Genomic DNA, 21,312 nt, shown 5'->3' on the forward strand with positions numbered 1-21,312 from the left:
ACGGGAAAGGGGCGGCACGCGCGCGTGCCGCCCCTTTCGATGACGTCGTGTCAGATGCCGTGCGGCAGCCGCACGTAGGTCACCGTGGTCTTGATGCCGCTGTCCACCAGCCGCCCCTGCGCGTCGAACGCGTCCGGGCCGTCCGTCATCCCGAAGTCGTTGTCGTTGATCAGGGCGAGCGTCCGGTCGTCCACGCGCGCGACACCCTCGATCTTCCCCGGCACCCCGGCGACCTTGCCCAGGTCGACCACGAGCCGCTTGGCGAGCACCGGCACACCGGCCGCCGCGGGGTCGTCGAGCTGCTCCAGCGACGGCGAGGTGGTGTCGTCGTCCCACCGGCCGCCGAGGATGTCCGCCCGGCGGTCCAGCCGCACCAGGTGCAGCCGTGCCGCCCTGTCGGTGCGCTCCTCCACCAGCAGCCGGTCACGGCCCACCGCGACCACCGAGGAGATCTTCAGCTCGGAGGTGTCGTCCTCGCCGGGGTCGACGACGCCCACCGGGTCGAAGCGGTACGCGTACTCGGCGGTGACCGCCTGCTTGCGGGGCGAGAAGCGCAGCAGCCGGGTGGTGCGCGAGGCGTCCCCGGAGGCGGCGTCGGGCAGCGACAGCGGGCTCTGCACCGCCATCACCAGGTCACCGCCCGGCAGCAGCGCGAGCCCCTCGAACCCGCGGTTGCCCTTCCGGTGCAGCAGCACGGACGGCAGCGCCTCCACCACGCGGTAGTCGGCGCCGCTGAGCCGCAGCCCCTTGGGCACGTACCGGGTGAGCACCTTCCCGCGCGCGGAGACATGGACCAGCGAAGGACCGTACTCGTCGACGAGCCAGAAGGAGCCGTCCGCCGCCCGGACGATGCCCTCGGTGTCCAGCCCGTTCGGGTTGTACGGCAGCGGGGTCCGCGCGTCGTAGGAGTACGGGGCCTCGTCGCGTCCCTCCTGGTTGGACAGGCCGGTGACGGGCTTGCCGGAGGAGGTGGTCAGAGGGATGGCGTCCAGCACCCGCACCGCGCTGCCCGACACCTTGATCTTCACGATCGCCGGGTCGAAGCCGGGCACCGGGAACGTACGGCGCTTCTTGCCGGACACCTTGATCTGGCCGTTCGGCCCGCGGTCGGTGACCGTCCAGAACTCGCCCTTGCGGCCCGCCGGGTAGATGTCGCTGCCGATGCCGCCCAGATTCACGCCCCGGTCGTCGTCCACGGTGCCCGGCAGCAGCCGGTTGCTGAACGCGCCGAGCGGTATGTTCCCGAGCGTGGCCGTGCCGACGACGCGCGCGTCACGGGAAGGGGCCCGCCCGCCCCGGTCGTGGCCGTCGGCGGCCGTGGCCGAACCGGCTGCCGCAAGCCCGGCGAGCAGGGCGAGCGGAAGCCCCGCTGCGAGAGTGCGCCGGACACGGCGCCGACCGGGGACGTGCGAGGACATCGGGCCTCCTGAGAGCCAAGTGTGCTGACAGCGGTCAGGGTTGGACGCCCCGCGCAACGGAGGGCCAAGGAGGCGTGAACGGGAGGCGTCGGCAGGCCGTCGACCTGGGACTTTCTTGGTGTGGTCGGCGTGTCGGATGCGCGGGTGGCACCTTGCGGCTGACCGACCGGGTGCGGCCGCTCGGGCAGACGTTCCGTCGCCTGGTCCGGGCACGCGCCTGCCCCGGCGTTCCCAGGCGCGCCCCAGCAGGCCGAGGGGTGTCCGGGAGCCTCAGACGCCCTCGTGCCCCGGTCCGGCCCCCGGGGCACCCGCCACGGTGCCCTCCGCGCCGTCCGGGCCCTCCGCCGTGGCGAGCGCGGTCGCGGGATCCTGGGCGGGACCGCCCGCCGGTGTCCAGTGGCCGTGCTCCTTGCGGAAGGGCCACCAACGGCCGTCCCGCCCCAGCCGGATCTGGTGGCCCGTGCCGACGACGGTCCAGCGGTTCCCCGTGGCCCGCAGGGACGGCCGGTCCTCCTCCCAGGCCGCCGCCAGGGCGGCACGCGCGCGTGCCTGTGCCTCGCCGTCCACGGTCCACTCCTCCTCCAGCACGGCCACACCGGCGGCGCCGCCCGTCCGCCACGCCCGCACGGCACGCGCGAGTTGTGCCCTGCTGCGCCCCGAGCCCTCGGCCAGCCGGTCCAGCAGGGCGCGCTCACCGGGACCGCCCGCGTCGGCGGTGCCTTCGGAGGCGCCCGCGGCGAGGCGTACGGCGTCCTGCCCGACGGTCGGGCCGAACTCGTCCGCCCCTCCCCGGGAGGCGCTGTCGCCCGCCCCGCTGAGCCACCTGTGGGCTCTGGCGGCGGTGCGCGCGGCCAGGAACTCCAGTGCCGCCGGATCGACCCCGGGCGCCGGAGCCGTCTCGGTGCCGAGCGACGGCGGCAGACCCGGCCCCGCCGGTGGTCCGGGCGGCGGCGGCAGCGGCGGCAGGGCGGACTCGCGGGCGTACGCCTCCGCCGCGTCCACACCGTCCGGCGGCGCCTGCTCGCCCGCCCGCGCCGCGTCCCGGGCGTGCAGTTCACCGAACAGGGTCCGCTCGTCCCGGCCGCGCATCAGCAGCAGCACGAGGGGATCCTCGTCCAGCAGCCGCGCCACCAGGTGGCACAGCGCCGCCGTGTGCCCGCAGTGGTCCCAGGCCCCGCAGTCGCACCGGGGCTCCAGGTCACCGATGCCCGGGAGGAGTTCGATGCCCGCGGCCGCGGCGTCCTCGACCAGCTCGGGCGGCAGATCGCGGTCGAGCAGGGCCGCGAGGTGCCCCGAACGCTCCACGGCCACATCGAGGAAACGTGCCCACCCGTCGTCGGACAGCGGCTCCAGCAGAACGTCCGCCCGGTGCGCCGTACGGTCCCGGTCGTGCACCACCGCCGTGATCCGGCCCGGACGCACCGACACGGCGCCCACCGCTCCCGCGCGGGCCAGACGCCGACCCGCACGCACCTGCTGGGCCTCCAGCGCGGTGTCCTCCAGCGCCTTCAGCCAGGCGTGGCCCCACCACGTCCGGGCGAAACCCCGCCCCTGGGCCGGGGGCAGCGCCGCGAAGATCCGCTCCGTGCCGTTCGCGTGCTCGTTCATCGGACCTCTCCTCGCAGCTCGACCAGCGCGGCCAGTTCGGCGTCGGTCAGTTCGGTGAACGCGGCCTCGCCCGACCCGAGGACCGCGTCGGCGAGATCACGCTTGCGGTGCAGCAGCGCGGCGATACGGTCCTCGACCGTGCCCTCGGCGATCAGCCGGTGCACCTGCACGGGCCGGCTCTGGCCGATGCGGTACGCCCGGTCGGTGGCCTGTGCCTCCACCGCGGGGTTCCACCAGCGGTCGTAGTGCACGACATGCTCCGCGCGCGTGAGGTTCAGTCCGGTGCCCGCGGCCTTCAACGACAGCAGGAACACCGGCACCTCACCGTCCTGGAAGCGGCGGACCTGCGCCTCACGCTCCGCGACAGGGGTGCCGCCGTGCAGGAACTGCGACCGCACCCCGCGGGCCGCGAGATGCCGCTCGATCAGCCGTCCCATCCGCACGTACTGGGTGAAGACCAGCACCGCCGCGTCCTCCGCGAGGACGGTGTCGAGCAGTTCGTCCAGCAGTTCGAGCTTCCCGGACCGCCCGGGGATCCTCGGCCGGTCCTCCTTGAGGAACTGCGCCGGATGGTTGCAGATCTGCTTCAGACCCGTCAGCAGCTTCACCACCAGCCCGCGCCGTGCCATGCCGTCCGCGGCGGAGATCCCGGCGAGCGTCTCGCGCACCAGGGCCTCGTAGAGCCCGGTCTGCTCCGCGGTGAGGGAGACGGCGTGATCGGTCTCCGTCTTGGGCGGCAGCTCGGGCGCGATCCCCGGGTCGGACTTGCGGCGCCGCAGCAGGAACGGCCCGACGAGCCGTGCGAGGCGCTCGGCGGCGGCCGGGTCCCGGCCGTTCTCGACGGCCTGCGCGAAGCGCGTGCGGAAGGCGCCGAGGCCGCCCAGCAGTCCCGGGGTCGCCCAGTCGAGGATCGCCCACAGCTCGGAGAGGTTGTTCTCCACGGGGGTGCCGGTGAGCGCCACGCGCGCGCGTGCCCCGATGGTCCGCAACTGCCGGGCCGTGGCCGAGTACGGGTTCTTCACGTGCTGCGCCTCGTCCGCCACGACCATGTCCCAGGGCACCTCGGACAGCCGCGGTGCGTCCAGGCGCATCGTGCCGTACGTGGTCAGCACGACCTCGCCGTCGGCGAGGCAGGTCAGGTCGCGCCGCGCACCGTGGAAGCGGCGCACCGGCGTGCCGGGCGCGAACCTCTCGATCTCCCGCTGCCAGTTGCCCATGAGCGACGTCGGGCAGACCACCAGGGTGGGACCGCCGGTGGCGGGATCCTGCTGCCGGTGCAGGTGCAGCGCGATCAGGGTGATCGTCTTGCCGAGCCCCATGTCGTCGGCCAGACAGCAGCCGAGCCCCGACGACGTCATCCGCACCAGCCAGCCCAGACCGCGTGCCTGGTAGTCGCGCAGCCGGGCGGCGAGCGCGGTCGGCTGCTCCACCGGGTCCTGCGCCTGCGGGCCCGTGAGCCGGTCCCGCAGGGCCGCCAGCCATCCCGTGGGCCGCACCTCGACCCGATGGCCGTCGACCTCGGCGGAGCCCGTCAGGGCGGCGCCCAGCGCCTGCACGGCGGTGACCTTCCGGTCCTGCCGTCCCCGGGCGCGGCGCACCTCGTCGGGGTCGACCAGCATCCACTGGCCGCGCAACCGCACCAGGGGCCGGTTCGCCTCCGCCAGACGGTCCAGCTCCGCGCGGGTGAGCCGCTGACCGCCCAGCGCGAACCACCAGTCGAAGGCGAGCAGCGCGTCGGCGGACAGCGCCGCGCCGGGGCCCGGCGCGGGACCCGGTGTGCCGCCCGCGCCGTCCGGTGGTCCGAGGGTCGCCCCGGAGGTCAGCCCGCGGGCCGTCGCCGACGGCCAGTGCACCTCGACCCCGGCGGCGGCGAGCGCCCGGGTGCCCTCCCCGAGCAGTTCGGCGACTTCCTCGTCGGCCAGTTCGACGGCGTCCGGCACGGCAGCCGACAGCAGTGGTGTCAGCGCGGGCCAGGACCGGGCCGCCCGGCGCAGCGCGAGCAGGACGTCCGTCCGCGCGCGGGGACCGAACGCCTCGGCCGGGCCGCCCGGTCCGGCCCAGACCTCCGCGGCGTCGGACACCCAGGCGGGACCGCTCACACTGTGCACCTGTAGCACCGCGCGGAACCGGGGGGCCGGGCCGTCGTCGGCGGCGGCTTCCAGCCCCCTCACCTCGACCCGCAAGGAGATCCGCAGGCCCGTGTCGTGGCCCGCGGCGACCTCGGCGGCCCATGCCCGCTGCTCCGGGAGGTGCTGCGGCTCCTGTGCCGCGTAGGCCGGTCCGCCCGTGACCAGGGACGCGGCGGGCGAGCGGGGCAGCGTGTCGGCGACCGCGTCCAGGAAGGCGCGCAGCAGACGCCCGGGATCGGGCAGCCGCGGCGGCCCGGGGACGTCGAGCGGTACGGCGTGCGCCTCGGGCGGCATCGCGGCGGCCAGTGCGCCGACCCGCTCCGCGTCCTCGCCCAGGAGGGGCGCCGCGCGCCAGGCATCGTGGTCGGCCGCCGACAGTCCCGGCAGCAGCAGGCCGCGCGCCGTGAAGTGCAGGCCCAGTACGGCCGCCGCGCCCCAGAAGGCGGCGGCGCGGTGCCCCGGACCACCGGCACGCGCGTGCGTGAGCACCGGCAGCGCCGAGCGCAGGGGAAGGACGACGGCGGGTACGGTCACCGGAGCGACCCCGCCCTCGCGGGGGACGACGACCGTCAGCTCGGTCACGGATGTCGGGACGGGAGCCGGGGGAGCCGGGGGAGTCGAGCCGTCGGGACACCAGAAGGCGACCCGGCCGGAGCGCGCGGGGTCCGCGGGCAGGAACACGGCGCAGCAACGGGCGAGTTCGGAGAGGTCGGACGGTGTCGCCGGGGAAGTCCGCTGCACGGTGATGGCGATTCCTCAAATTTGACTACTGGGGGTCGGCCGCCGAGGGTACAGCACGTCGGAGGCCGACCGGGACCAAGGCGCCGGTGACGTGGACATGGCCTGCCGTGGTGTCGCTGGCCCCCCGGCGCCTGCGGGGGTGTTCCCCCGGCCCGCGGGGAGGCGGCCCCCCTGCGGGCCGGGGTGTTGGCGCCATGGCCGGGACAGGGCTTCGATCCCTACGTTTTCTCAGGTCAGGCTGTTGCCGAGAGACCGGAGACCCCGCCATGCCCCAGCCCGCCGCAGCCGTCGTGGACGGCATCGAGGAGAGGGCCGGCGGGTCCGCCGCCGGCAGCGAGTTCGCCCCCCTGCTGCGCACCGTCAAGGACCGGGGACTGCTGGGGCGACGGCACGGGTGGTACGCGCGCGTCGTCGCCGGCAACGCGCTGGCCCTCGCGGCGGTCGTCGCGGGACTCTTCCTCGTGGGCGACTCCTGGTGGGCGCTGCTCCTGGCGGTGCCGTTCGCCGTGCTCTTCGCCCGCACCGCGTTCATCGGCCACGACGCCGGACACGCGCAGATCAGCGGCGACAAGGCGGTCAGCCGGGTGATCGGCCTGGTGCACGGCAACCTGCTGCTCGGCCTGAGCTACTCGTGGTGGAACGCCAAGCACAACCGCCACCACGCCAACCCCAACCACCGTGACAAGGACCCGGACGTCGCCGCCGACGTACTGGTCTTCACCGGCGAACAGGCCGGTGTCCGGCAGGGCTTCCGCCGCTGGCTCACCCGGAACCAGGCCTGGCTGTTCTTCCCGCTCACCCTCCTCGAAGGCGTGGCCCTCAAGGTGCACGGCTTCAAGGACCTGCGCCGCCAGTCGCCCCGGGAACGCCTCGTGGAGGGCGCGCTCCTCGTGGCCCATGTCGTGGGGTACGCGGCGCTGCTGCTCATCGTCCTGTCCCCGGCGAAGGCCCTGGCGTTCGCCGCCGTGCACCAGGCACTGTTCGGCCTGCACCTGGGACTGTCCTTCGCGCCCAACCACAAGGGCATGGAGATGCCGGATCCGGACGGCGAGGGCTGGGGGCACCTGCGCCGCCAGGTGCTCACCTCGCGCAACATCCGGGGCGGTGTCCTGACGGACTGGTTCCTCGGCGGCCTCAACTACCAGATCGAGCACCACCTGTTCCCGAGCATGCCGCGCCCGCACCTGCGGCTCGCCCAGCCCCTGGTCCGCGCCCACTGCCAGGACCTCGGCATCTCCTACACGGAGACCGGCCTCGTCGACTCCTACCGCCAGGCCCTGCGTCATCTGTACGAGGTGGGGGAGCCTCTGAGGGTGGAGTAGGCGGGGCCGGTGCACGGGCTCTCGCGGCGCCACCGGCCGGACCGCACGGGCGCAGGGACCGCGCAGGCAGCATCGCACGGACCGCGCAGGCAGTATGGGGTGACGACGGGGGAACCCAGGGCCCGAGGCGACCCGTAGGGGCGCGGCTCAGGGATGTCTCAGGGGCTTCTCAGGGTCACGGACCGGAACCGCCGGAGCGGCGGAGCCGTTTTCACGACAGAGAGCGGCAGTGGCCGCGAAGGAGGCGACAGATGTCGAAGAAAGCGAAGATCGCCGCGGGCGGCGTGGCGGTCGGCCTGATCCTGTGGATCTGGCTGCCCTTCTGGGCCGTGCTCCTGATCGTCCTGGGTGTCCCGGCCGCCGCCTACCTCGCGCTGGACCCCTCCCAGCGTCGTCGGCTGCGCCGCGTCACCCGCAAGGAGCTCGACCGCTGATCCGCCGGCCGCGGTCCTAGTGTCCGGGCGCCCTTCCGTCCAGGGCGCAGGAGTCGACCACATCACCGCTCGCGGGCCTGCCGACGGTCCGGTCCGCGGGCGGCCGCACACCGTGCTCCACCCACGCCGCCAGAGCCTCGAAAGCGGACCGGTAACAGGGCAGGATCGGCCGCAGCCGGTCCGGAAAGGTGTCGTACAGCCCGTCGACGTGCGTGCCGCCCTCGATCCTGTAGTACCGGTGCAGAGCGCCCCGGCCGCTCGCGTCGACCATGCGCGCGTACACGTCGGAGTCCGCGGCCCGGGGAAGCAGCGAGTCCAGGTCACCGTGCAGGGTGATCAGCGGCCTGCCGATCCGCCCGGTCAGTGCGACCCGGGCCACCGCCCGGTGCACCGAGGCGGGACGCGCGGCGTAGTCGTAGGCGGCGTCGGAGGGGCACGGCGCCAGGACCTGCTCCGGCGTGCTCCCGGCCGACGTTCCCGGGCAGGCCGGGTCGTAGCCGGGGTCGAACTCGGCCCGGTAGATCTTCTGCGTCACCCCCCAGTACGCCTGCTCGTGGTACGGCCACAGGAACTCCGACCGGGGCGCGAACCCCACGGCGTACAGCGCCGAGTCACCGGCCGACCCCAGGGACCGGGCCACGGTGGCGGGCAGCGAGGTGAGCAGGTTCGGACCGCCCGCCGTCCACAGGGCGCCCTCCCAGTCCACACCGCCGTCGTACAGCTCCGGATGGTGTTCCAGTTGCCAGCGCGTGAGGTATCCGCCGTTGGACATGCCGGTCATGTACGTCCGGCGCGGTGCGCGGCCGTACCGTTCGGTGAGCACACCGCGTGCCGCGCGCGTGAGCTGGGTGGTGCGCGTGTTCCACTCGGCGACCGCGTCGCCGGGCCGGACTCCGTCGCGGTAGAAGTCGGCCGAACTGTTGCCCTTGTCCGTGGCGGCATAGGCGTAGCCCTGAGCCAGCACCTGGTCCGAGATGGCCTTGTCCGTGGCGTACTGCTTGCGTGTGCCCGGCGCTCCGGTGACCACCAGACCGCCGTTCCAGTGGTCCGGCAGCCGGATCACGAACTGCGCGTCGTGCCGCCACCCGTGCGTGGTGTTGAAGTGCGAGGAGTCCGGGAAATAGCCGTCGATCTGCACACCGGGCACCCCGGAAGGCACACGCGTGTCCCGGGCGGTCAGCCCGGCCTGGTCGGCCATGTCCGTGTAGGAGGTTCCGGCGAGTCCCGTGGTGGTCAGATCGGGCAGACACGCCGTCTGCGCGAAGGCCGCGCCCGGCACCCGCAGCCGGTTCCCGTGCCCGCAGTGGCCGTCGGGACCGGTCGCGGCGGCCACCGGGGCGGGCGAGGCGGCGATGCCGGTCAGCAGCGCGGCGGCGGCGAGCGGGACTCCACGGGACAGACGCACGACGACCTCCGGAGGGGACGGGAACAAAGGCGGTGCTCGGGCCGGCGCACGAGGAGGTGCGGGCCCGGAGCCGCCCCATCGTGCGGGGTCCGCTCCCGCCAACTCCATGGGTCGGCGCCATATGCCAGAGCGGGTCGCTGTGGTGATTCAAGACATACGTCGGTGGACGAGCCACCACGGAATGCTCGCGATACGGGCGTCCGGGGAGGTCTGCCGGGGGCGTCATGGGTGATGGCGCCCCCGGGGTGCGAACCTGGTCGCACGAGGGGGTCAGCTGGGGCGTACCGCCAGCCGGTCGAGGGCCTCCAGCAGACGGGGCAACTCCGGTCCCCGGCCCACCGGCAGCACCTCGCCGGGCTCCTCGTCGAGGAGTACGAAGGCGATGTCGTCGGTCCGGGCCACCATCGACCAGCCCGGTCCGTCCGCACGCAGGGTCCGCGCCTCACCCGGAGCGAAGGACGACCTGACCCGGCCCAGCGGCGGCGGAGAGTCCACGTACGCGTGGGCCTCCGCCAGGGCACGCCGGACACCGCGATGCCCCATGGGGGCGTCCTGCGCGGTCCCGTCCGCCACGCTTTCGCCGCCCCCGCCCCCGCCCCCGCCCCCGCCCTCGGCCCCTGGGCCCGTCTCCGGGTCCCGCTCGGGCGCCGGTCCCTCCCCGGGCTCGCGGCCCAGACCGGAGCCCCGCCCCTGGGCGGTCTCCTCGGGTTCGCCCCCCTCCGGTCGGCTTCCCCCGGCCGGGGCGAAGTACGTGGCGTCGTCGATCTGCTCCCGCCACGCCGTCCAGCGCAGGGCGATCTCATCGGCGCCCAGACGGCGCTGGGCGGGCCCCCAGACGCTGGTGTCCGGTGGCGTCAGCAAGGGGCCGTCCCCCGCGTCGCGGGCGGGATCGTGCGGCGCGGGCACGCCGGGTGCCGCGACGGCCACGTCGAGCGGCCAGCCCGGCAGGGCGGCGACCACCGTGCGCTCCCCGGGCGACAGGTCGTACTCCATGCCGCAGTCCCAGGACGCGATGGCCACCGCCACCAGTGACACGTCGTCGACGACCACGGTCCACCGCGCCCCGGCGCCGTCCTGACCGAGCACCAGCCCGTACCCGTCCACCAGCGGGGCCAGGCCGAGCGCCGCACAGGCTTCCGGATAGTCGTCGCCCAGCACGCTCGGGAACTGCGCGGGCGTCAGCAGCACCGCCGTCAGCACATAGAGCGCGTCGTCCGCGGCGGCGACGGCTTCCTCGTCCGTCCCGGCCATCCCAGCCTCCCCATCGGTTCGTCCAACGGCGCGCACCCTAGTGGGCGGGCCAGGAGGTTGTCACGAGTCCAGTCACCAGCACGGACCTGCGGTTTTCCACCCCGTAAGGGACGAAACGGCCGCCCCGGTGCCCCTCGGGTGCCGCACCGGGCGCAGGGTGCCGACACGGATGGTCCATCTGTGGCTACGCACAGTAGAGTTGGGGCACGGACGGCAGGAGGGGTGCGCAGTGGCGAAGCGGTTCGACCGGCTCGAGCAGATCCGCCGGATGGATCCGGTGACCGAGGCGACGGAGATCCACCGGCTGACCGCGGTGTACGAGTTCCCCTGGGACTTCACCCGCGCCCTGGAACTGGCCCTCTACCGGACGTACGCCGTCCCGAGCATCGGCCGGCTGCTCGCCGAGACGGCCGAACTCACGGAGCGCTCCCAGAAGCGGTACGACGACACGGCGCTGCTCCTCGACACCGTCATCGAGCACGGATTCGCCGGTGAACGCGGCCGCACCGCCATCCGGCGCATCAACCAGATGCACCGCAGCTACGACATCGGCAACGACGACATGCGCTATGTGCTGTGCACGTTCGTCGTGATGCCCAAGCGGTGGATCGACGCCTACGGCTGGCGCAGGCTGTCCCGGCACGAGACCGTGGCCGCCGCCGTCCACTACCGCACGCTCGGGCGGCACATGGGCATCAAGGACATCCCCGAGTCGTACGAGGAGTTCGAGGCGCACCTCGACGCCTACGAGAAGGCCCATTTCGGCTGGGACGAGCGGGCGCGGACGGTCTCCGACGCCACACTCGGTCTGATGGCCTCCTGGTACCCGCGCCCCCTCGCTCCGCTGCTGCGCCGTGCCACCCTGGCCCTGCTCGACGAGCCGCTGCTGGAGGCGTTCCGCTACGACCCGCCGACCGCCATGACCCGCCGCCTCGTACGTGGCGCGGTGCGCGCCCGGGGCCGGGCCGTCAGACTGCTGCCGCCGCGCGGCGCGCCGCACTTCGCGCGGCAGAACTGGGAGATCAAGAGCTACCCGGACGGCTACCGGGTGGCCGACCTCGGCACCCGTCCCGTCCCCGGCCTGCGGGGCTGTCCGGTGCGGCACGCCGGTGGCTCAGCCGACGGCGTCGTCCAGTGAGCCGATCGTGGTGCGCAGCCATGCCAGTTCCGCCTGGCTGGTGGCCCGCGCGACGGTGAGGATGCCACGCCGGAAGGGGTCGCCGAGTTCTTCGGCCCGCAGCGGCCGGTCGCCCTCGTAGAAGAAGCTCGAAGGGGTCTCCAGGAAGCTCAGTCTGCGCCGCAGGACGGCCGCCTGGTCGCCCGGATCGTCCAGGTGCCTGAGGAAGGCCAGGACGGTGAACCAGCGGTTCTCGTCCGTGATGTCCTGCTGGACCGGTTCGGCGAGGCGGCGGCGCAGTTCGCGCCTGCCCTCGTCGGTGAGCGTGAGGACGTGGCGCGGTGCCGCCACGGCCCCCGGCTCGGTGGCCCGTTCGAGCAGGCCGGCCTTCTCCAGTCGCTTGATCGCGGGATAGAGCGTGCTCTCGGCGACGGGCCGTACATGACCCGTCAGCGCGGTGATGCGTTTGCGCAGCTCATAGCCGTGCAGGGGGGCGTCGTGAAGAAATCCGAGGATGGCCAGCTCCAGCATCCCCGCATTGTCGCGCACATCCGCGGTACATCGCACTCCAGGTACAACACATCAGCTGTACAACGCTCCCTCTATACATCGATCAGGTAATACCTCGTTACCGATGTATGCTCCTTGAGGGGTGCCGGACGTGCCGGTGTCGCGATGCGCGGAGGGTGACATGAGACAGGCCGAGTTCGACGGTGCGGGCAGCATGATCCGCTGGACCGAGGCACCGGGCGCCGAGCCCGCGCGCGTGTACGTGCACGGACTCGGCTCGGTCTCGTCCGTCTACCACGCGCACATCGCGGCCCGCCCCGGAGTCGTCGGGCGGCGCAGCCTCTTCGTCGACCTGCCCGGACACGGCATCAGCGACCGGCCCGCCGATTTCGGCTACACCCTGGAGGAGCACGCGGACGCCGTGGCCCGCGCACTGGACGAGGCGGAACTGACCGGCGCCGAACTGGTCGCCCACAGCATGGGCGGGGCCGTCGCGATCGTGCTCGCCCACCGCAGGCCCGACCTCGTCTCCCGGCTGGTCCTCGCCGAGCCCAATCTGGACCCGCTCCCACCGGTGAGCGCGGGCAGCAGCATCATCGGCTCCTTCGACGAGGAGGCGTTCGTCGACGGCGGCCACGCGCGCGTGCTGCTCCAGGCGGGTCCCGTGTGGCCCGCGACCCTGCGGCTCACCGACCCGCGCGCACTGCACCGCAGTGCGGTGGCGCTCCGCCGAGGCACCCGACCCACGATGCGCGACATGCTTGTGCGCCTCCCCGTGGACCGCCTCTGCCTCCAGGGGGAGCTGAGCGGCGAACTGCCGAGCAGGAGCGGTCTGGAGGAGGCGGGCGTACGGGTGGTGAGCGTGCCGGACGCGGGCCACAACATCATGTTCGACAACCCCGGAATGTTCGCGGCAGCCGTCGCCGGAACGCTGTGAGCGGGGCCCGGCCGGTGGCCGGTACGCCGCACCCTGCCCGGGGCGCGGGACGGCGGGTCAGTCCTCCCGGACGGCCAGCGCCAGGAAGCGGGCGTCCTCGTCGACGTACGACGTCATGCGCCACCCCGATCCGGCCAGCAGCGGGCGGAGACGGTCTTCCGCGCGCAGGTCGTCCGGGGTGATCCGGCGCCCCTGACGCGCCGCGAGCGCCGCCCGACCGATCGGATGGAACAACGCCAGCGTGCCACCGGGCCGCACCACGCGCCGCAACTCCCGCAGGTTCTCGGCGGGACGCGGCAGATGCGCGACGAGACCGGCCGCGAAGACGGCGTCGAACGAATCCGTCCGGAACGGCAGCGCGCCGACATCGGCCAGCAGCAGCCGCCCCTCACGGTCACGGCCGGCCCGTACCGCGGCCTCCAGCATCGCCGGTGTGGCATCGGCGCCCACGACCACACCCGACACTCCCACGGCGGCGCGCAGCGGCGGCAGCGCGCGCCCGGTCCCGCACCCCGCGTCGAGCACGCGGTCGCCGTCGCCGAGTCCCAGCTCGGCGACGGCGGCGGCATAGGCGGGGCCGTCGTCGGGAAACCTGCTGTCCCAGTCCGCGGCGCGGGCGGTGAAGAACTCCTGGACGTGCGTGATGTCGTCACTCATGCACGGCATGATCCCGCACCCCGCGCAGGCGTGCCGGGGACGGCCGACAGGGCCGACGGGCGGAGGCGCCCCGGTCCGGGCCGGGATCCGCGCGGATCAGCCGGAAGCACGGCCTCAGCAGGAATCAGGACCACCGGGTATCGGCCGGAATCGGGGGACCACCCGGCACCGGCCGGTATCGGGGATCGCCCGGCACCGGCCGGAATCAGTCGGCGAGGTCCCGCACCGCCACGACCTTGTCGATCGCGGCCCGGACCAGAAGCTCTCCCGGTACGCCGTTGCGTTCCCCGAACTCCTCGGCGCGCTCCTCGCCCATGTAGCGGGCGCCGATCCGGGCCGCCCAGTGCCGGACCTCGTCCAGGTCCTCGGACAGCCGGGCCCGGCCCTGCACCACCACGAAGGTGAACGGCGGCCGGTCGTCGTCCACACAGAGCGCGAACCGGCCGTCCCGCACCAGATTGCGCCCCTTCACCGTCTCCTTCCCGGTGTTGAAGACCACGTCGTCCCCGTCGAGCAGGAACCAGATCGGCGCCACATGCGGGCTTCCGTCGGCCCGGACGGTCGACAGCTTGCCGGTGCGGGTGCCGTGCGAGACGAACGCCCGCCATTCCTCGTCGGTCATCTTCTGTGCCATGCCCCCATCCTGCTTGCCGGGGCAGGAACAGTGGGGAAGGCTGGCGGGAGATCCTCCGATCTGGAGGAGACGATGCGTGGGGGGCGAACAGATCATGGAGCACAACCGCACACTCGGTTGGCTGCTGGACGACCTGACCGAGCGGGTGGGGGACGTCCGGCATGCCCTGGTCCTGTCCACCGACGGACTGGTCACCGGAGCCAGCACGGGCCTGCGCCGCGAGGACGCGGAGCACCTGGCCGCCGTCGCGTCCGGCCTGCACAGCCTCGCCAAAGGGTCCGGACGCCATTTCGGCGCGGGGACGGTACGGCAGACGATGGTCGAGTTCGACGACGCGGTGCTGTTCGTGACCGCCGCCGGCGCGGGCAGCTGCCTGTGCGTCCTCAGCAGCGCCGAGGCCGACATCGGCCTGATCGCCTACGAGATGACCCGGCTGGTGAACAGGGTCGGCGAGCATCTCGACGTCGCCACTCGCCAACCCGAGCGTCCCCCCACCACCGACCTCTGACCAGCGTGTTCGCGGGTCACTCGTGAGTTATCCACAGGCTTGCGCCGAAATGCGCGGTTCCGGCTACGGTTTTCGGTGTGCGAGCGCGGCAGGCGCGAGCAACTCACTCACGGGGGAAACATGTCCGGCACCACCATCACGCACGAGTCCGCATCCGCCCTCCAGCCGGCCTCCGGGAACCCCGGCGCGTCCATCGGCCGGAGCCGAGCCGCCAGTGAACTGGGACTGAAGCGCCGCGAGTTCGAACTCGCCGTGGGCCTCGGCCACATCCGGACGCTCGCCGACGACGGCGGAGGCGGCTGCCGCGTGGAGCGAGCCGAGATCGAGCGGCTCCGGGCGCAGGAAGGCTTTCCGCAGGCGCTGCGCGATCGGGTGGAGGCGGTGGGCACCAGGCAGGCCGCGGAGATCATGCGGATGACCACGGTCCGGTTCACCCGCCTGGCCCGGCTGGGCCTGCTCGTGCCCGTCGCGTTCTACCTCAATCGGTACCGGGCCGTCGTCTGGCTGTATCTCGCCGACGAACTGCGGCAGTTCGCGGCCGACGAGAAGAACACCTCGCTGCTGACCCGGCCGCTGGCCGAGACGCTGCGGGACCAGTTGGACGCGGGCGTGGACCTGCGCCCGCGCAACTGGCGCGGACGGCATCTGGGCTTCCTGCTCCGGCAGGCCGCCGACGACCCCTGGGCACAGGCGGCGGCCCCGGCGTCACTGCTCGACCCGCTCCAGATCTCGGAGATCGTCCCCGATCCCTATGAACGCGCCCATCTGAACCGCCACCGGACCCGGCCGCAGCCGCACGGCGCGCCCGGTTCGCCCGCCGCCGACCTGGTCGAGCACCTCTCCACGGCGCAGGACGCCGATGAGATCGCCTGGCTCCGGGCCGACTTGGCGCAATCGATGCGGGAAGCCCGCGCCCAGCGGCCCGCACCGCGCCCGGCGCCGCACCCCGCCGATCCGGCATCCCGTCACCTTGTGCCGGGGCCGGGCTCCGGCCGACGTCCGCTCGGAGACCGGCGGCGAGCCGCCGACCGGCGTCCCGCCCTCGACAGCCGACGGCACGCTCCGGAGCGACGCCGTCCGCCCGAGCCCGCCCGGCAGCGGTCCGGACGCCGCCCTGGGCAGCGGTCCGCACGACGCTCGCCCGGACTGCTCGGACGGCTGTTCCGCAGAGGGGCCTGACCCGCGAGCCGTGACGCGTCCGCGGCCCGCGCCACACCGGAGGCCCGGCGGTGCGTCGGTGCGTCGGCGCGCGAGGGTCACACCGGGCGGAACAGACCCTCCTGGACGACGGACACCAGCAGACGCCCCTCGGTGTCGTAGATGCGCCCGCGGGCCAGCCCCCGCCCGCCCGTCGCGATCGGTGACTCCTGGTCGTACAGGAACCACTCGTCCGCCCGGAACGGCCGGTGGAACCACATGGCGTGGTCCAGCGACGCCATGTCGAAACCGCGCGGACCCCAGAGCGGCTCGATCGGCAGGCGCACGGCGTCCAGCAGCGTCATGTCACTGGCGTACGTCAGCGCACAGGTGTGCACGAGCGGATCGTCGCCGAGCGGACCGACCGCGCGCATCCACACCGCGCTGCGCGGTTCGGCGTCCTCGACCTCCTCGGCGGTCCAGCGCAACCGGTCCACATACCGGATGTCGAAGGGCTGGCGGCGCGCCATGCGCTCGAACTGCTCCGGCAGCGCGCCCAGGTGCTCGCGGACCTCGTCGGCGACCGTCGGCAGGGACTCCGGCGACGGCACCTTGCGGGCCGGCGGCAACTGATGATCGAAACTGCCCTGTTCGGGCTGGTGGAAGGAGGCGGTCAGATTGAAGATCGTGCGGCCCTGCTGCACCGCGGTGACCCGGCGCGTCGTGAAGGACCGCCCGTCCCGCACCCGCTCCACCTGGTACACGATCGGCACCCCCGGACGGCCGGGGCGCAGGAAATACGCGTGCAGGGAGTGCACCGGGCGGTCGCTGTCCGTGGTACGCCCGGCGGCCACCAGAGCCTGCCCGGCCACCTGCCCGCCGAAGACCCGTTGCAGGGACTCCTGCGGGCTGCGGCCGCGGAAGATGTTGACCTCGATCTGCTCCAGGTCGAGCAGATCGACAAGCCTCTCGGCCGGGTTCGTCATGGGCGCGATTCTCCTGTGTTCACGGCTGCGGGGCGGGTGCCACCCGAGGACCGGAGCCGGTTCACAGCTGTCCGACGGCGGTCACCCGCACGATCGCACGGCCCTCGGCGTCCGAAGCGGCCAGGTCGACCTCCGCGCTGATGCCCCAGTCGTGATCGCCGTTCGGGTCGTCGAAGATCTGCCGCACCCGCCACAGCCCGTGCTCCGGCTCCTCCTTGATCACCAGCAGCTTCGGGCCGCGGGCGTCCGGACCGGTACCCAGGTCCTCGTACTCGTCCCAGTAGCGGTCCATGGCCTCGCCCCACGCCTCCTCGTCCCACCCGGACTCGGCGTCCATCTCGCCCAGTTCCGCGACCTGGTCGAGGGCGGCGAGTTCCACCCGGCGGAACAGCGCGTTGCGGACCAGGACGCGGAAGGCGCGCGCGTTGGAGGTGACCGGCTTGACCTGGTCGGCCTTCTCCTGCGCCTCCTCCGCGGTCATCTCCGCCGGGTTGGCCAGCTGCTCCCACTCGTCCAGCAGGCTGGAGTCGACCTGGCGCACCATCTCGCCCAGCCAGGCGATCAGGTCCTGGAGGTCCTCGGACTTCAGGTCGTCCGGGACGGTGTGCTCCAGGGCCTTGTAGGCGCTGGCCAGGTAGCGGAGCACGATGCCCTCGGTCCGCGCCAGCTCGTAGAGGGAGACCAGCTCGGTGAAGGACAGCGTCCGCTCGTACATGTCCCGGACCACGGACTTGGGCGACAGCGGATGGTCACCGACCCACGGGTGGCTCTTGCGGTAGGTGTCGTAGGCGTGGAAGAGCAGCTCCTCCAGCGGCTTGGGGTAGCTGACGTCCTGGAGGCGCTCCATCCGCTCCTCGTACTCGACGCCGTCCGCCTTCATCGCGGCCACGGCCTCACCGCGCGCCTTGTTCTGCTGGGCGGCCAGGATCTGCCGCGGGTCGTCCAGCGTGGACTCCACGACGGACACCATGTCCAGCGCGTAGGACGGCGACTCGGGGTCCAGCAGCTCGAAGGCGGCCAGGGCGAAGGTGGACAGCGGCTGGTTCAGCGCGAAGTCCTGCTGGAGGTCGACCGTGAGGCGGACGATCCGGCCCTCGGCGTCCGGCCGGTCGAGCTTCTCGACGATGCCGCCGTCCAGCAGCGAGCGGTAGATGGCGATGGCCCGCCGGATGTGCCGCAACTGCTGCTTGCGCGGCTCGTGGTTGTCCTCCAGCAGATGCCGCATCGCCTCGAAGGCGTTGCCGGGCCGCGCGATCACCGACAGCAGCATGGTGTGCGTCACCCGGAAACGGGACGTCAGGGGCTCCGGCTCGGAGGCGATGAGCTTGTCGAAGGTGGTGTCCGACCAGGCGACGAACCCCTCCGGGGCCTTCTTGCGGACGACCTTGCGGCGCTTCTTCGGGTCGTCGCCCGCCTTGGAGAGCGCCTTCTCGTTCTCGATGACGTGCTCGGGGGCCTGCGCGACGACGAAGCCCTCCGTGTCGAAGCCCGCGCGTCCGGCACGGCCCGCGATCTGGTGGAACTCCCGGGCCCGCAGGGTCCGCACCCGGCTGCCGTCGTACTTGGTGAGCGCCGTGAACAGCACGGTGCGGATCGGGACGTTGACCCCCACACCGAGGGTGTCCGTACCGCAGATCACCTTCAGCAGACCGGCCTGGGCCAGCTTCTCCACCAGCCGCCGGTACTTGGGCAGCATGCCGGCGTGGTGGACCCCGATCCCGTGCCGGACGTACCGGGAGAGGTTGCGGCCGAACTTGGTGGTGAAACGGAAGTTGCCGATCAGCTCGGCGATCTGCTCCTTCTCCTCGCGCGAGCACATGTTGATGCTCATCAGCGCCTGGGCCCGCTCCACCGCCTGGGCCTGGGTGAAATGCACGATGTACACGGGCGCCTGCCGTGCCTGCAACAGCTCCGTGAGCGTCTCGGTGAGCGGGGTGCGCCGGTACTCGTACGACAGGGGCACCGGGCGGGTCGCCGAGCGGACCACGGCCGTGGGGCGGCCGGTGCGGCGGGCGAGGTCCTTCTCGAAGAAGGAGACGTCGCCGAGTGTCGCCGACATCAGGACGAACTGGGCCTGCGGCAGTTCCAGCAGCGGGATCTGCCAGGCCCAGCCGCGGTCCGGTTCCGCGTAGAAGTGGAACTCGTCCATGACGACCTGGCCGACGTCGGCGTCCTTGCCGTCGCGCAGCGCGATGGACGCCAGCACCTCGGCGGTGCAGCAGATGACGGGCGCGTCCGCGTTCACGGAGGCGTCGCCGGTGAGCATGCCGACGTTCTCGGTGCCGAACAGCTTGCACAGCTCGAAGAACTTCTCCGACACCAGCGCCTTGATCGGAGCGGTGTAGAAGGTGACCTCGTCCCGGGCCAGGGCGGCGAAGTGCGCACCGGCGGCGATCATGCTCTTGCCGGACCCGGTGGGCGTGGACACGATCACGTTCGCCCCGGAGACCGCCTCGATCAGCGCCTCCTCCTGGTGCGGGTAGAGCGTGAGACCCCGCTCCTGGGCCCACGACTCGAAGGCTTCGTAGAGGGCGTCGGGGTCGGCGGTCGGCGGCAGCTGATCGATGAGGGTCACGCACCCATCTTGCCTGGCCGCCCGGCCCCAACGGGAATCGGCTGCCCGAGCGAAGATCACGACCGCTACGCTGTGTCGCCGACGCGGTGTCAGCACACCGGTCCGACTGGACGACGGCACACGACGAACGGGGCGGGGAACGGCCATGATGGGACCAGCACACTCACTGTCGGGCGCCGCAGCCTGGCTGGGCGTCGGGGCGGCGGCCGCGGCGATGGACCACCCGATGCCCTGGCCGGTCGTGCTGGTCGGCGCGCTGATCTGTGCCGGGGCGGCTCTCGCCCCCGACCTGGACCACAAGGCCGCCACCATCTCGCACGCCTTCGGTCCGCTGTCGCGCTGGCTCTGCGAGATCGTGGACAAGCTCTCCTACGCCGCCTACAAGGCGACGCGCAAGAAGGGCGACCCGCGCCGTTCCGGCGGTCACCGCACGCTCACGCACACCTGGCTCTGGGCGGTGCTGATCGGTGGCGGTGCCTCCGTCGCGGCGATCACCGGCGGGCGCTGGGCGGTCCTCGCGATCCTCTTCGCCCACATGGTCCTGGCCATCGAGGGGCTGCTGTGGCGGGCGGCCCGCGGCTCCAGCAGCGACGTCCTGGTGTGGCTGCTGGCCGGGACGAGCGCCTGGATCCTCGCCGGGATCCTGGACAAGCCGGGCAACGGCTCCGACTGGCTGTTCACGGCGCCGGGCCAGGAGTACCTGTGGCTGGGGCTGCCGATCGTGCTGGGCGCGCTGGTGCACGACATCGGGGACGCGCTGACCGTCTCCGGATGCCCGATCCTGTGGCCGATACCGGTGGGCCGCAGGCGCTGGTACCCGATCGGGCCGCCCAAGGCGATGCGGTTCCGGGCGGGCAGCTGGGTCGAGCTCAAGGTGCTGATGCCGGTGTTCATGGTGCTCGGCGGAGTGGGCTGCGCGGCGGCGCTGAACGTCATCTGAGCTGTTCGCCGGGCCCGGCGGCCTCTCGTGCCCGGCCCCCGCACGGACGGCGGGCCGGGTCTCCACGAGTCTTGTCGGCCGCTTTCCCCGCCCGGCCCCCGGCTCCGCTCCCCTCCGCGGCCTCAGCCCTGGCCGGAACCGCCGCCGTAGCGGCGTTCGAACCGGGCGACCCGGCCCTCGGAGTCGACCGTGCGGGCCTTGCCGGTGTAGAAGGGGTGGCTCTCCGAGGAGATCTCCACGTCCACCACCGGGTACGTCTCCCCGTCGTCCCAGTCGATGGTCTCGTCACTGGACGCGGTCGACCGGGTGAGGAAGGCGTAGCCGGCGGCCCGGTCGCGGAAGACCACGGAGTGGTAGTCGGGGTGCTTGTCCTGCTGCATGGATGCTCCTCGTCGTACGGCGGTGGCCCGGAGAGCGGCGGCGACGGGGTGCGGGCGACGAGTCCTGTCCTACAGGGAGTCCTCGTCGACGACGTGCATCGCGGCCTCCTCGGCGGAGGCGGCCGCCCCGTCGATACCCACGTCCGTGGCGACCAGCGCGCTCTCCTCGTCCTCGTGCACACCCTCGTCGGGCGCGACGAGCCGGCCGGAGCGGCCGGCACCGACCTCGTTGTCCAGGAGTTCCCCGTCGGAGCCGTCGCAGTCACCGATGCCGTCGCCGTCCGGCGCGGCGAGATCGGGCAGCTCCTCCGAGAGCCGTTGGTCCAGGGTCTCGCCCTGGACGCGCTCGGCCGCGGTCACACCGGTGTGCTCCACGGCCCACGGCCGCTCGGGAGGGGACCAACCGCGGTCCAGGGGGTCCTCGACACCGTCGTTCACCAGCGTGTCCTCCGAGTCGAGGACTCCCGTGTCCTCCCGGACCTCGGAGCTGTCATCGGGCTGGTAGACGTCGTCTCCCCATCCGTCGGCGCTGTCCACGGGTACCTCCAGGTGCTGGGGACGGGCCCGTTCTCGCTCCGCCCGGCTCGAACCGGACGGTCCCCGGGCGCTCCCCGAGCCGCTTC

At 73.0% G+C, this 21,312-nt stretch carries 19 protein-coding genes; 7 read left to right on the forward strand and 12 right to left on the reverse strand.

Features of this window, described 5'->3' with window-relative positions:
* Positions 1–50 precede the first annotated feature (50 nt).
* The 3 genes from ACWDYF_RS25590 to ACWDYF_RS25600 all read right to left on the reverse strand — a co-directional run bounded on the left by ACWDYF_RS25590 (position 51) and on the right by ACWDYF_RS25600 (position 5,896).
* A complete protein-coding gene (locus ACWDYF_RS25590; RefSeq protein ID WP_389474255.1) occupies positions 51–1,418 on the reverse strand; it encodes an esterase-like activity of phytase family protein in 1,368 nt (455 codons plus the stop codon).
* A 270-nt stretch (positions 1,419–1,688) separates the two neighbouring features.
* The gene (locus ACWDYF_RS25595; RefSeq protein ID WP_389474257.1) at positions 1,689–3,026 is read right to left on the reverse strand and encodes an SWIM zinc finger family protein; all 1,338 of its coding nucleotides are present in this window, start codon (positions 3,024–3,026) and stop codon (positions 1,689–1,691) included.
* Positions 3,023–5,896 (reverse strand): DEAD/DEAH box helicase, encoded by a 2,874-nt coding sequence (locus tag ACWDYF_RS25600; RefSeq protein ID WP_389474259.1) that lies wholly within the window; start codon positions 5,894–5,896, stop codon positions 3,023–3,025. The genes ACWDYF_RS25595 and ACWDYF_RS25600 overlap by 4 nt, the downstream gene beginning before the upstream one ends.
* A gap of 266 nt (positions 5,897–6,162) precedes the next feature.
* Between ACWDYF_RS25600 and ACWDYF_RS25605 the strand changes: the two genes are divergently transcribed.
* Positions 6,163–7,218: a fatty acid desaturase family protein gene (locus ACWDYF_RS25605; protein ID WP_389474261.1), complete on the forward strand. Its 1,056-nt coding sequence runs from the start codon at positions 6,163–6,165 to the stop codon at positions 7,216–7,218.
* A 251-nt stretch (positions 7,219–7,469) separates the two neighbouring features.
* Positions 7,470–7,652, forward strand: coding sequence for a hypothetical protein (locus tag ACWDYF_RS25610; RefSeq protein ID WP_037895925.1), 183 nt, complete (start codon positions 7,470–7,472; stop codon positions 7,650–7,652).
* Positions 7,653–7,668: 16 nt separating this feature from the next.
* On the opposite strand, the gene ACWDYF_RS25615 is transcribed toward ACWDYF_RS25610, so the two are convergent.
* On the reverse strand, positions 7,669–9,057 hold the full coding sequence (locus ACWDYF_RS25615; protein WP_389474264.1) for a tannase/feruloyl esterase family alpha/beta hydrolase: 1,389 nt from the start codon (positions 9,055–9,057) through the stop codon (positions 7,669–7,671).
* A 270-nt stretch (positions 9,058–9,327) separates the two neighbouring features.
* Complete coding sequence (locus tag ACWDYF_RS25620) at positions 9,328–10,308, reverse strand: hypothetical protein (protein WP_389474266.1); 981 nt, start codon at positions 10,306–10,308, stop codon at positions 9,328–9,330.
* Positions 10,309–10,576: 268 nt separating this feature from the next.
* Here ACWDYF_RS25620 and ACWDYF_RS25625 point away from each other — a divergent pair, with 268 nt between their 5' ends.
* Complete coding sequence (locus tag ACWDYF_RS25625; protein ID WP_389474294.1) at positions 10,577–11,446, forward strand: oxygenase MpaB family protein; 870 nt, start codon at positions 10,577–10,579, stop codon at positions 11,444–11,446.
* On the opposite strand, the gene ACWDYF_RS25630 is transcribed toward ACWDYF_RS25625, so the two are convergent.
* Positions 11,423–11,956 carry a PadR family transcriptional regulator gene (locus ACWDYF_RS25630; protein WP_381737829.1) on the reverse strand — a complete coding sequence of 178 codons (534 nt, stop codon included), beginning with the start codon at positions 11,954–11,956 and terminating at the stop codon, positions 11,423–11,425. The two genes, ACWDYF_RS25625 and ACWDYF_RS25630, sit on opposite strands and share 24 nt — an antisense overlap.
* A 160-nt stretch (positions 11,957–12,116) precedes the next feature.
* On the opposite strand from ACWDYF_RS25630, the gene ACWDYF_RS25635 reads away from it, so the two are divergent.
* Positions 12,117–12,872 (forward strand): alpha/beta fold hydrolase, encoded by a 756-nt coding sequence (locus ACWDYF_RS25635; protein WP_389474269.1) that lies wholly within the window; start codon positions 12,117–12,119, stop codon positions 12,870–12,872.
* A gap of 57 nt (positions 12,873–12,929) precedes the next feature.
* On the opposite strand, the gene ACWDYF_RS25640 is transcribed toward ACWDYF_RS25635, so the two are convergent.
* Both ACWDYF_RS25640 and ACWDYF_RS25645 read right to left on the reverse strand, forming a co-directional pair.
* Positions 12,930–13,529 (reverse strand): class I SAM-dependent methyltransferase, encoded by a 600-nt coding sequence (locus ACWDYF_RS25640; RefSeq protein ID WP_389474272.1) that lies wholly within the window; start codon positions 13,527–13,529, stop codon positions 12,930–12,932.
* A gap of 205 nt (positions 13,530–13,734) precedes the next feature.
* On the reverse strand, positions 13,735–14,163 hold the full coding sequence (locus ACWDYF_RS25645; RefSeq protein ID WP_018571052.1) for a PPOX class F420-dependent oxidoreductase: 429 nt from the start codon (positions 14,161–14,163) through the stop codon (positions 13,735–13,737).
* Between the two features lie 94 nt (positions 14,164–14,257).
* Between ACWDYF_RS25645 and ACWDYF_RS25650 the strand changes: the two genes are divergently transcribed.
* Positions 14,258–14,671, forward strand: a complete 414-nt coding sequence (locus ACWDYF_RS25650; protein ID WP_026253087.1) for a roadblock/LC7 domain-containing protein — start codon at positions 14,258–14,260, stop codon at positions 14,669–14,671.
* Positions 14,672–14,791: 120 nt separating this feature from the next.
* Complete coding sequence (locus ACWDYF_RS25655; RefSeq protein ID WP_389474274.1) at positions 14,792–15,850, forward strand: DUF6397 family protein; 1,059 nt, start codon at positions 14,792–14,794, stop codon at positions 15,848–15,850.
* A gap of 77 nt (positions 15,851–15,927) precedes the next feature.
* On the opposite strand, the gene ACWDYF_RS25660 is transcribed toward ACWDYF_RS25655, so the two are convergent.
* Both ACWDYF_RS25660 and ACWDYF_RS25665 read right to left on the reverse strand, forming a co-directional pair.
* On the reverse strand, positions 15,928–16,794 hold the full coding sequence (locus tag ACWDYF_RS25660) for an acyl-CoA thioesterase (RefSeq protein ID WP_018571049.1): 867 nt from the start codon (positions 16,792–16,794) through the stop codon (positions 15,928–15,930).
* A 61-nt stretch (positions 16,795–16,855) separates the two neighbouring features.
* Positions 16,856–19,369: a DEAD/DEAH box helicase gene (locus tag ACWDYF_RS25665; protein ID WP_389474277.1), complete on the reverse strand. Its 2,514-nt coding sequence runs from the start codon at positions 19,367–19,369 to the stop codon at positions 16,856–16,858.
* Between the two features lie 145 nt (positions 19,370–19,514).
* Here ACWDYF_RS25665 and ACWDYF_RS25670 point away from each other — a divergent pair, with 145 nt between their 5' ends.
* Positions 19,515–20,309 carry a metal-dependent hydrolase gene (locus ACWDYF_RS25670; protein ID WP_018571047.1) on the forward strand — a complete coding sequence of 265 codons (795 nt, stop codon included), beginning with the start codon at positions 19,515–19,517 and terminating at the stop codon, positions 20,307–20,309.
* A gap of 122 nt (positions 20,310–20,431) precedes the next feature.
* Here ACWDYF_RS25670 and ACWDYF_RS25675 read toward each other — a convergent pair whose 3' ends face one another.
* Both ACWDYF_RS25675 and ACWDYF_RS25680 read right to left on the reverse strand, forming a co-directional pair.
* Entirely contained in the window at positions 20,432–20,689 is a 258-nt protein-coding gene (locus ACWDYF_RS25675; RefSeq protein WP_018571046.1) for a type B 50S ribosomal protein L31, read from the reverse strand.
* Between the two features lie 69 nt (positions 20,690–20,758).
* Positions 20,759–21,226 (reverse strand): DUF5709 domain-containing protein, encoded by a 468-nt coding sequence (locus ACWDYF_RS25680; protein ID WP_018571045.1) that lies wholly within the window; start codon positions 21,224–21,226, stop codon positions 20,759–20,761.
* Positions 21,227–21,312 lie beyond the last annotated feature (86 nt).

This window comes from Streptomyces sp. NPDC003284, from assembly GCF_053589675.1.

Coding starts and splice junctions, on each gene's coding strand:
- ACWDYF_RS25660 (WP_018571049.1), bottom strand. CDS start 16,794: ATGACGAACCCGGCCGAGAGGCTTGTCGATCTGCTCGACCTGGAGCAG.
- ACWDYF_RS25595 (WP_389474257.1), bottom strand. CDS start 3,026: ATGAACGAGCACGCGAACGGCACGGAGCGGATCTTCGCGGCGCTGCCC.
- ACWDYF_RS25640 (WP_389474272.1), bottom strand. CDS start 13,529: ATGAGTGACGACATCACGCACGTCCAGGAGTTCTTCACCGCCCGCGCC.
- ACWDYF_RS25655 (WP_389474274.1), top strand. CDS start 14,792: ATGTCCGGCACCACCATCACGCACGAGTCCGCATCCGCCCTCCAGCCG.
- ACWDYF_RS25620 (WP_389474266.1), bottom strand. CDS start 10,308: ATGGCCGGGACGGACGAGGAAGCCGTCGCCGCCGCGGACGACGCGCTC.
- ACWDYF_RS25590 (WP_389474255.1), bottom strand. CDS start 1,418: ATGTCCTCGCACGTCCCCGGTCGGCGCCGTGTCCGGCGCACTCTCGCA.
- ACWDYF_RS25670 (WP_018571047.1), top strand. CDS start 19,515: ATGATGGGACCAGCACACTCACTGTCGGGCGCCGCAGCCTGGCTGGGC.
- ACWDYF_RS25650 (WP_026253087.1), top strand. CDS start 14,258: ATGGAGCACAACCGCACACTCGGTTGGCTGCTGGACGACCTGACCGAG.
- ACWDYF_RS25630 (WP_381737829.1), bottom strand. CDS start 11,956: ATGCTGGAGCTGGCCATCCTCGGATTTCTTCACGACGCCCCCCTGCAC.
- ACWDYF_RS25635 (WP_389474269.1), top strand. CDS start 12,117: ATGAGACAGGCCGAGTTCGACGGTGCGGGCAGCATGATCCGCTGGACC.
- ACWDYF_RS25605 (WP_389474261.1), top strand. CDS start 6,163: ATGCCCCAGCCCGCCGCAGCCGTCGTGGACGGCATCGAGGAGAGGGCC.
- ACWDYF_RS25675 (WP_018571046.1), bottom strand. CDS start 20,689: ATGCAGCAGGACAAGCACCCCGACTACCACTCCGTGGTCTTCCGCGAC.
- ACWDYF_RS25610 (WP_037895925.1), top strand. CDS start 7,470: ATGTCGAAGAAAGCGAAGATCGCCGCGGGCGGCGTGGCGGTCGGCCTG.
- ACWDYF_RS25645 (WP_018571052.1), bottom strand. CDS start 14,163: ATGGCACAGAAGATGACCGACGAGGAATGGCGGGCGTTCGTCTCGCAC.
- ACWDYF_RS25625 (WP_389474294.1), top strand. CDS start 10,577: ATGGATCCGGTGACCGAGGCGACGGAGATCCACCGGCTGACCGCGGTG.